This is a genomic window from Nostoc flagelliforme FACHB-838, from assembly GCF_014698065.1.
GTDB classification, from domain to species: domain Bacteria; phylum Cyanobacteriota; class Cyanobacteriia; order Cyanobacteriales; family Nostocaceae; genus Nostoc; species Nostoc flagelliforme_B.
Genome location: NZ_JACJSI010000270.1, coordinates 1 through 7960, shown reverse-complemented (window position 1 = coordinate 7960; position 7960 = coordinate 1). Strand labels below are relative to the sequence as shown.

Here is a 7960-nt window from a genome sequence, read left to right as displayed (position 1 = left end):
GAGTCGATTTACTAGTGCAACATTTGAAGCGACATAATACTTTGTCAATGGTAAATGCTCCAACAGATGTAGCTCAAGGCTTTGCCCAAATCTGGACTCAGCACACTGGGCAAACCTATACGCCTGAAATGACCCTATCTGCCTATCGCTTGGAACAGCTTGGCTCTTTCACCTGGGCAGCAGGTCAATTACGAAAAGCAGCTGTTGCTGATATACCTCTGGTAAGCCAATGGTATGCTGCTTTTTGCGAAGAAGCCTTGGACAGGCCAACTACCGATAGTCAGAATTGGGCAACTCGTCAAATTAATCAGGGTCATGCCTTTGTCTGGCAAGATGGCGACCCAGTTTCGATGGGATGTAGAATCGGACAGACTGCCAACGGATTTCGAGTCTCGATCATCTTTACTCCAAAAGAACATCGACACAAAGGCTATGGAAAAACCTGTACGGCAGCACTGACTCAACAGTTACTTTTTGACGGTCAGCGTTACTGCTTTTTGTATGCTGATAAAAAGAATGCTTTAAGCAACTCAATGTATGAAGCAATCGGCTATAAACTGATGGGAGAAACGCAAAGTTATCGTTTTGCTACTGCTGACTAATTTATGCATAAGGTTGATTTAAAATTTTAACAGTAAACTACTAAACAATCTGTACAAATTTTTCATAGATTTGCGATAAAATTCCATATATTTCTTAAAAGACAAATGTGCGACCTCTACGTATGCAAAAACTCAAATTGGTGGGAAATTCAGATTAATGCGTAAGTCCGTCCAAGTATAACTAATATTCAACGCGACCGCAGGCAATATACCTATAACTATCAATGGAAAAAACCTGTGGTTATGATGGTAAATGAAGGAAGCCGCAGTAGTAAAGAAATTCTCGCATTCAGCTTTCAGGAAGGGAAAATTGGGCCAGTTATTGGCACTAAAACTGCGGGAGCAGTAGTTGCTGGTCGCCCTTTTATAATGCAAGATGGTAGCCTGCTTTATGTAGCAGTCACAAATGTGTTTCTTAACAATAATCAAAGGTTGGAGGGTAAGGGCGTTACACCAGATATTAACGTTCCATTCTCTTTAGAATATGCTCAAGGAGCAGATCCTCAAAAACAGAAAGCTATAGAAACTTTGCTACAGACACTATAGTTATTGGCGGGGGCTAGTTTGTGTTGATTTTTTCGCCAAGATAAGCTTTCAAAAAGTTATTTGCTTGTGCTTACGTTTTAACCTCCAAGCAGCATAAAAAGCAGCAATTGCAAACACACTGAATGGTAAAGTTGGTTCAGGAACAGGCTTGACTGCTATTAAGATTCCTGAAGTGTTAATAGAGATATTGCCGCCATTACCACCAGTTAAGGCTGTGCTTGCGCTAGTGGGAATTTGAGCGCCACGACGCAGAAGCAGTAAATCAGTTTGTAAGTTGATGTCGCCACCGTTACCTGATGCAGATTGAGCGTTGAGTGTGCCACTGTTATCTAAGGTCACTCTAGGTGAAGTGACGATAATATCTCCAGCAGTACCCGTCGTACTTTGGGAGTTAACAAATAAACCACTGTCCAAATTAGAACTATTGCCAGAAATGGTGAGAAAATCAGCACTATTAACTTTAAGTGTGCCTGCATTTCCTTGCCCAAAAGTTACGGAAGTAATTTGAGCGCCATTTTGTAAGGAGAATGAATCAGAATTGATAGTAATATTTCCGGCATTTCCAAGTCCCGAAGTTGAGACAGTAACTTTAGCGTTCGCATAATCAACGATACAAAAGCTGAAACCGAAAGCGATAGCCACTGAAGCACCCCAACAAGTAAAGCCCAAACCTGACATTGCTTGCCTCCACTAATAGCAGCAAAATTTAGTTAAGCATAAATCAAGTTACTAGCTATTAATTAGGCTACTAGGTTTTTGCCTCAAAACTCCGATTTTTCGCAAAAACTTGAAAACTTTACAAAACGTTATTTTATAAAGTTCTCAAGCTACCGTTGACGCTATCGAACTTAATGGAGTTCACTTCCATCCTTACGGAGCAGATAGCGAGCGCTAATCAACTTTAAGACTACTCTACCTATTTCTGGATGCGTTTTCTCAATGACTGGTTGCACAACAACGCCTTCCATGATGCAGTCAGGGCTGACTACACTATTGGCATTATTGAACTGAGACACCGCTTCCCAAGTGTAGGCACCGATATAAAGCACAGGTACTCTCGGCAAAGAAAATTCCTCGCAAAAAGCCACAAAATCGCTGTAATTGAGAAAATAATTGCCACGCCGCACAGCAAATATAGCAATTCCAATCTTGCCATTATTTAAGCCATATTTGATATCTTGTACGCCGTAAATTCCCCCAAAAATTTGAGTTCTTGGCGGAAGTTTCTGGAAAGTTTCGTTTTCCTTGTAAGCACGAATGTAAACTAATTTATTGTTGACTTCACTGTTTTTCCAGAAGTAATTATGGCTGCCAATTTTAGTTATGCCATCAGCATCAACTAAGACAGTGAAGTTAGTTCCGTGCAACTTCTCTGATACAACAACTTCCTCACCTTCAATTAGTATGTTTTTGTAACGTTTTAGGTTTTCTGGGCTGGGGAATTTATAATGTCCAATAAAACTTTCTACTTCCCCGCTCATTCCTTGAGGAATTGGATATTCGTACTTTGTTACACCAAAATACTCCGTGTAGTCGTCTCCAATATTTCCAATAAAGTTATTACCAACGGGAATAAGTAAACCTTCAGAAAAAATTCCGCGAAGTTTAGCAGCATACAGTTTTTTCGAGTAGTAGTTACGAATCCCAAACTCATCCAAAAACTTTTCTGGAATAACACTATCAATCGGAAAATAAAAAGCTAAATCTCCAGCGTGAAGCTTGCCTTTGGTTATAATTACTTGATATCCCATATTTTCAATAGAGACAATATCTAACCTATCAGCATTGGGATGAGGATTAATGGTGTTGATTTTGACAACTTCAACTTTAAAAATACTCATAGTTCACCTCTTTTTGAAAGAACAGATTTTAGAAAAACTCTAAATTGAATACATAGTATGGGCGCACATCTGTGCGTTCTTATTGGTTTAGTCAGGTTTAACCAATTGCAATACTTGCCAGGTTTTGGGGATAAGGGAAAGGAAAAACCCTTAACGCAAACCCAGTAACCCTTTCCCAAAACCAAACTTTAGGTTAGAAATGTATAAAGCGAGTATTATTGCGACCAATTGGCATGTTGGTCAACCTATACTCTTGATTCCTCTGAAAGTGCTTTTAACTTTAGAAATAGGTGTTTGGTTTTTCTTACTTCTAAACGCAAGTCCCCTGAAATTACCGAACATGGCTCTATCAAATCAGTTAAGTCTAGCAACGTTGTGCAATTTTCACACTCATCTCCCCTGGCTGATCCATACCTGCAATGGGGGCAAGTTTCAACAATGTATCTATCCGGTAAAAAACGTTCATACTCAAGAGAATAAACGAGATTTATTTCCCGTTCTTCAATGAAACCGTTTTTATAAAGTTGCTGATAAAAATACTGGGTTAGCTCGTGGTTACAAAGTGATGAGTTTCGACCAAAGTAGCCAAACGATAAACCAAGACGAATGTAGATTTCAGCTTGGATTTCATGCAGTTTCTGGGAGAAAGTTTCTCCATCTAATCCTGCTTCTTCTGCTGTTATTTCGGTAGGTGTAATATATTTGTCGAGTAGCACAGATTAACAGAACTGTTTCCCCTGGCTGTCTCAAGAATCGGGCATACACATCTGCTGGAAGCATCGAACCTACTAGGTTCTCTAAATGCTTGATGCCATTAATATAGGTAAGTGCGCTGGTAATAAGGCACTTTACCCTATTATTACTCGTGTTTTCAAACGGTGTTGATAGAGTGGAGAATTTACTATACCCCTGTGAGGACTTTCATCTGAGATTTGTAGCTTTTTCATAATACAAAATATTACTTGTAGTGTCAATATGCTAGTAGTTGAAATGGTAATTGCTACCGATTCCAATCAACCAACACCCCATCCACAATCGCAATCCCCCACTGCGGAAACTTCGCCAGCAATTTCTTGATCACAATTTGCAAAGCCGGATCATCACTCCAACACTCCTGCAAAAAGTCAAACCCCGGATTATCGCCCGAATTCGCCGCTCGATTCAGTTTTTCTCTTCTTACAGGTCGCACATTTGACCTCGCTACAATCGCCTCATGCGACCATTTCTCAGGATTTGGCACGGGCGTGGCGGAACTTTGACCCTCATGAGCTGCTTTGACTTCTACACCTGAAACTGAATTTTCAACCAACAACGAAGTGGGATTACCCTGTTCTAGCTGCCCCTGCTTCTGAGTTTGATTAATGATCGCTTCCTTGGAAGAGAATTCATTTTGTGCGACAGACGCGGCGGAACAAGTACCTTCATGAAAGTCTTTTTGCTCAACGCCACAATCCTGCTTTTCAACGAACAACATTCGCGCAGCGTCTCGTAGAGAAACAGATTGACTCGGTGCAGCTTCCACTAGCGCCAGCGTCGTACAGTCCGTTACAGCAGGTAACTCTTCCTCCTTCTCTGACACGCCCTCGACAGACTGAGGCGACGCGACCCCCAAGGGAGCGATCGCCGCCTCCTCACAGTGCGAAATTTCGGTAAGCGTGTCAGAGACACAGTTCACGAACTCTTTTGAAGAGTTCGTGAACTGTTCCTGAGTAGTTCGTGAGGTTTCCTGAAACTCTTTCTCTGACTGACTTTCACCTGAGATAGATGCTTTATACAAAGCACGCATTTCTTCACAGCTAGCATCTATCTCTGAATCCCCAGCATTTGGTTCTTGTTTTTGAGAATCTGGTTCTTGTTTTTCAGTATTAGCTTTCTCCCAAAATTCCTTCATTCGGCTACCATGCAAATTCTGCACCATCCACTTCACTGTCTCCCGTCCATCCTGAATTGACTTGTCCGGCTTGAAAATGAATAGTCCACTGTCGGAGAGAATTTTCTTCGCAGAGATAAAAGTACTGTACCCCAAAGCAGAAGTTAGAGGCATCCACCGAGAACCGTAGGGGTCAGCCGTCCAGCACTCTTGCCACAATTGCGTAACAGAGGGCTTTTGCTGCGAAGCCCACAGCATATCTTGTATGGGAATAATCACATGAAGCCTTTTATATGGTGACTGTGGTTTAGGGGCAGCAGACTTTTTGGGCTTGGGTCTTGTAATAGTTGCAGTCATTTTACAATCTCCTATTTATATTGATGCACGGAAATTTCCCCCACTGTGACGCGGGGCTTGGTACTTGTATTCGGTTGTCTAAAAATTTACTAGTACATTGAAAGCCTATTGAGGCTGCCAGAAGCGCAACTCATCTCGGAAATACCTATCAGTCTTTTTCGATTGCTCTTTCCAGCAATCCCAGGCAACCACCAGTTCCTCGCCTAAATCCTCTACAACCTCGCCCCTCTCGACATACAAAGTACGGTAGGGGTCAGCATGAGACACGATAGAACCAACGCCAATAGTGTCCGGTTGTGAGGATGCGTTTTGTAGAGCAGTAATTAAATCAGTCTCTTGGGTGGTTAATTCCGCCCAGTAATCTTGTTTAATCACTTCGTACTCTTGGGCAACATCCCAAAACTCCTGCCAAGTACACCTAGGTTTAGCTAGCACTGCTCTAATCTCACTAACCGCCTGAGGCAACATTTCCAATTGTTCGGCTCGATAAGCGATCGCAGTTGGTGTCGGCTCACTCCCCAGGATTATCGCCGCAGCTTCGAGCGCTTGGGCGTTGTTCATAGCACTGGCAAGATTCTTCAACGCCATACCCATAAGTCGTAAGCATTCCTGTGCATTCTCTTTTGGGGGTTCATGGGCTAGCGATCGCAGGTCAATAGTTTTCTCCAAAGCTTGTTTCACCTGCTTGTTCAACGCTTTACTCGCCTGTTGGGTCATGGTATTTCCCCACTGCTGAGAAGGGCGTTCTTCTACGGCGTGTTCTAATTCCTGAATCCGTTGGTGGAGTTGTTGATTCTCAATTTCCAGTTTCCTCAACCCTTCCATCTCATCTAAGCGTTGCTGTAACTGGATGTTTTGCTCTTTCTGGTGCTTGTACAGGTTTTGCAGAGATTGGATTTGTTCTTTAGCTTGTTCTTCTGCTCTGTCCGATGCTTCTGACTTTAGTCCAATTCTCAATTCGTTAGAAAGTCGCTCTAACTCTTGCTGATGCTGTTCTTTAATTTGGGCAATTGCTTCAGTGTATTCTGGTGGATAGTTCTGTTCTCTGGGGAATGGGACACTGGGGGCATCTAGATCCGCATTGTTAACCAACAGCCTCTCACCATCAGGGAAAGTGACAATTTGCTGCCAACGATTTGGCGCGTCTGCCTCAATCACTCCCGACTCTCCATAACGAGGATGTTCTGGTGATAAGACAGTCACAGAATTACACAATTGCGTTTTGGGGTTTTCGCCTTTTGTGGCACGTTTTTTTGTTGGTGCGACTTGCTGCACTGCTTTGGCGAAGTCGGCAGCAGTGGGGAAGGGTTTCTCTTTTGCTGCGATCGCAACAGCTTGTTCTAACTTATCGGGAGTTTTGACCAGTCGGAGCAAGGAGCGAGTTTGAGAGGGTTTGGTAATATGTGGCCTCAGTTCTTCTGGTAAGGTATCAACTACTCGCTTGGCCGCAAATAGATCCTTGACCCGGCGATATCCCCCGTGTTTGGTCAACTCGCTTTCGCAGTAAGCTTCAAAGCTCTTGTGTCCACCATCTTCGTAATAGCCTTTATCTCGCATCAGTCGAAGTTCATCGGATGCTTGCCACTCGAATCGGTCAATAGCGGTGAAGGTTTCCTGGATGCTGGTGTTGACAACACCATAATCTAAAAGCGATGTTGTTCCGGGGTTGTAGTCAATAACGGTATTATCCTCTGTGCATGGTGCAAGAAGATTTGATATTGTTTGATTAACCATAAACCTCAGCGTTTGTGGAACGACCCTCAGCGCCTGCCTCGAAAACAATCGCTGGGGGTTTGAATTTGTCAGCATAATTGCTTTGAGTCTAGCATTAGGCTAGCCATAAAAGCAACGGGACTAGACAGATATCACCACCCTTTAAAAGCTTCGCCCCCTATTGTTCTATAGGAGGCGAGTTTGTTGCTAGATTTATGAGATTTTTGGCACTGGCTAGCATGTGTTCTAGCTGACTCTTGAGTTGTTGATTTTCTGCGGCTAGCCCGCCCTTAATTTTCCCAGTTCTGCTTTAATCTCCGCTATCTCTTGTTGTTGTCTTTCTATAACTTGCCTGATATCAACAACATTAGTTTCACTCTCTTCTCTACCGAGTCTACCTCTAATGTAGCTTTCTATATCTTCAGTCATACTTGTTCCTTCTTTTTCTAGCAACTCCTTATACTCAACGTACAAGCTCTCATCAAGCCTTACATTCATCTGAGCGCCACGCTTTCTAGTAGAAAGCTTTCTTTCGTCTGCCATCTTTTCTTCTTTGAATTTAAACAACTATTTACACTATAAAGCACGGTCTAGCCAGTGGCTATAACTTCTACTAATGTCTAAAGCCTATGTAAATCAGTTAATTGGCTAGATTGTGTCTTGACACTGGCTAGCCAAAGTATTATATTAGATTCATGAGATATAAACAAAAGACGATCACCCTGTCTGGAAAACTAGTGATCGCCCTTTGCGAAAAACCTAACCCCATGTAGAGGCAGGAAATCCTCATTATGACGCATTCAACCTATATACAGCAAGCACCCTCAAGCTTCAAGCTAAATCAAACACTAGTTGCCGATGCCCCTCGCAGAGATGAACAAGCGCTAGCCCAAGCAGAACTCGACACCCATCTCGAAACCCAAGCCGAAGCTGTAGCCCCCACCCAAGACCCCTTGACATCTCGTGACCGTCGCATCATTGGCGAGATTATCGAAGTCCAACCCGAATCAATCCGCACCATCTGGATCGAA

Annotated in this window: 8 protein-coding genes and 2 pseudogenes; 3 read left to right on the top strand and 7 right to left on the bottom strand. The window is 42.9% G+C overall.

The features are described from left to right. Window positions 1–602, top strand: a 602-nt coding sequence (locus H6G97_RS40380) for a GNAT family N-acetyltransferase (RefSeq protein WP_206759152.1), incomplete at its 5' end; no start/stop codon positions are given. A 171-nt stretch (window positions 603–773) separates the two neighbouring features. Then, window positions 774–1148 (top strand): annotated as a pseudogene (locus H6G97_RS40375) (S41 family peptidase); the annotation flags it as partial. Window positions 1149–1196: 48 nt separating this feature from the next. On the opposite strand, the gene H6G97_RS40370 reads toward H6G97_RS40375, so the two are convergent. The 7 genes from H6G97_RS40370 to H6G97_RS40345 all read right to left on the bottom strand — a co-directional run bounded on the left by H6G97_RS40370 (window position 1197) and on the right by H6G97_RS40345 (window position 7472). Further along, on the bottom strand, window positions 1197–1826 hold the full coding sequence (locus H6G97_RS40370; protein WP_190946229.1) for a hypothetical protein: 630 nt from the start codon (window positions 1824–1826) through the stop codon (window positions 1197–1199). A gap of 170 nt (window positions 1827–1996) precedes the next feature. Beyond that, the gene (locus H6G97_RS40365; protein ID WP_190946228.1) at window positions 1997–2989 is read right to left on the bottom strand and encodes an RNA ligase (ATP); all 993 of its coding nucleotides are present in this window, start codon (window positions 2987–2989) and stop codon (window positions 1997–1999) included. Window positions 2990–3234: 245 nt separating this feature from the next. Beyond that, complete coding sequence (locus tag H6G97_RS40360) at window positions 3235–3705, bottom strand: class I tRNA ligase family protein (RefSeq protein ID WP_338421950.1); 471 nt, start codon at window positions 3703–3705, stop codon at window positions 3235–3237. Next, the gene (locus tag H6G97_RS55080; protein ID WP_338421951.1) at window positions 3617–3799 is read right to left on the bottom strand and encodes a class I tRNA ligase family protein; all 183 of its coding nucleotides are present in this window, start codon (window positions 3797–3799) and stop codon (window positions 3617–3619) included. Before H6G97_RS55080 ends, H6G97_RS40360 begins: the two co-directional genes overlap by 89 nt. A gap of 190 nt (window positions 3800–3989) precedes the next feature. Further along, window positions 3990–5216, bottom strand: a complete 1227-nt coding sequence (locus H6G97_RS40355; protein WP_190946227.1) for a hypothetical protein — start codon at window positions 5214–5216, stop codon at window positions 3990–3992. 105 nt (window positions 5217–5321) lie between these two features. Then, entirely contained in the window at window positions 5322–6950 is a 1629-nt protein-coding gene (locus tag H6G97_RS53800) for a hypothetical protein (protein ID WP_242055902.1), read from the bottom strand. A 258-nt stretch (window positions 6951–7208) separates the two neighbouring features. Then, entirely contained in the window at window positions 7209–7472 is a 264-nt protein-coding gene (locus H6G97_RS40345; RefSeq protein WP_094345164.1) for a hypothetical protein, read from the bottom strand. A 248-nt stretch (window positions 7473–7720) separates the two neighbouring features. Between H6G97_RS40345 and H6G97_RS40340 the strand changes: the two are divergent. Next, window positions 7721–7960: pseudogene (locus tag H6G97_RS40340) on the top strand (hypothetical protein); the annotation flags it as partial.

Coding starts and splice junctions, on each gene's coding strand:
- H6G97_RS40370 (WP_190946229.1), bottom strand. CDS start 1,826: ATGTCAGGTTTGGGCTTTACTTGTTGGGGTGCTTCAGTGGCTATCGCT.
- H6G97_RS40365 (WP_190946228.1), bottom strand. CDS start 2,989: ATGAGTATTTTTAAAGTTGAAGTTGTCAAAATCAACACCATTAATCCT.
- H6G97_RS40355 (WP_190946227.1), bottom strand. CDS start 5,216: ATGACTGCAACTATTACAAGACCCAAGCCCAAAAAGTCTGCTGCCCCT.
- H6G97_RS53800 (WP_242055902.1), bottom strand. CDS start 6,950: ATGGTTAATCAAACAATATCAAATCTTCTTGCACCATGCACAGAGGAT.
- H6G97_RS40345 (WP_094345164.1), bottom strand. CDS start 7,472: ATGGCAGACGAAAGAAAGCTTTCTACTAGAAAGCGTGGCGCTCAGATG.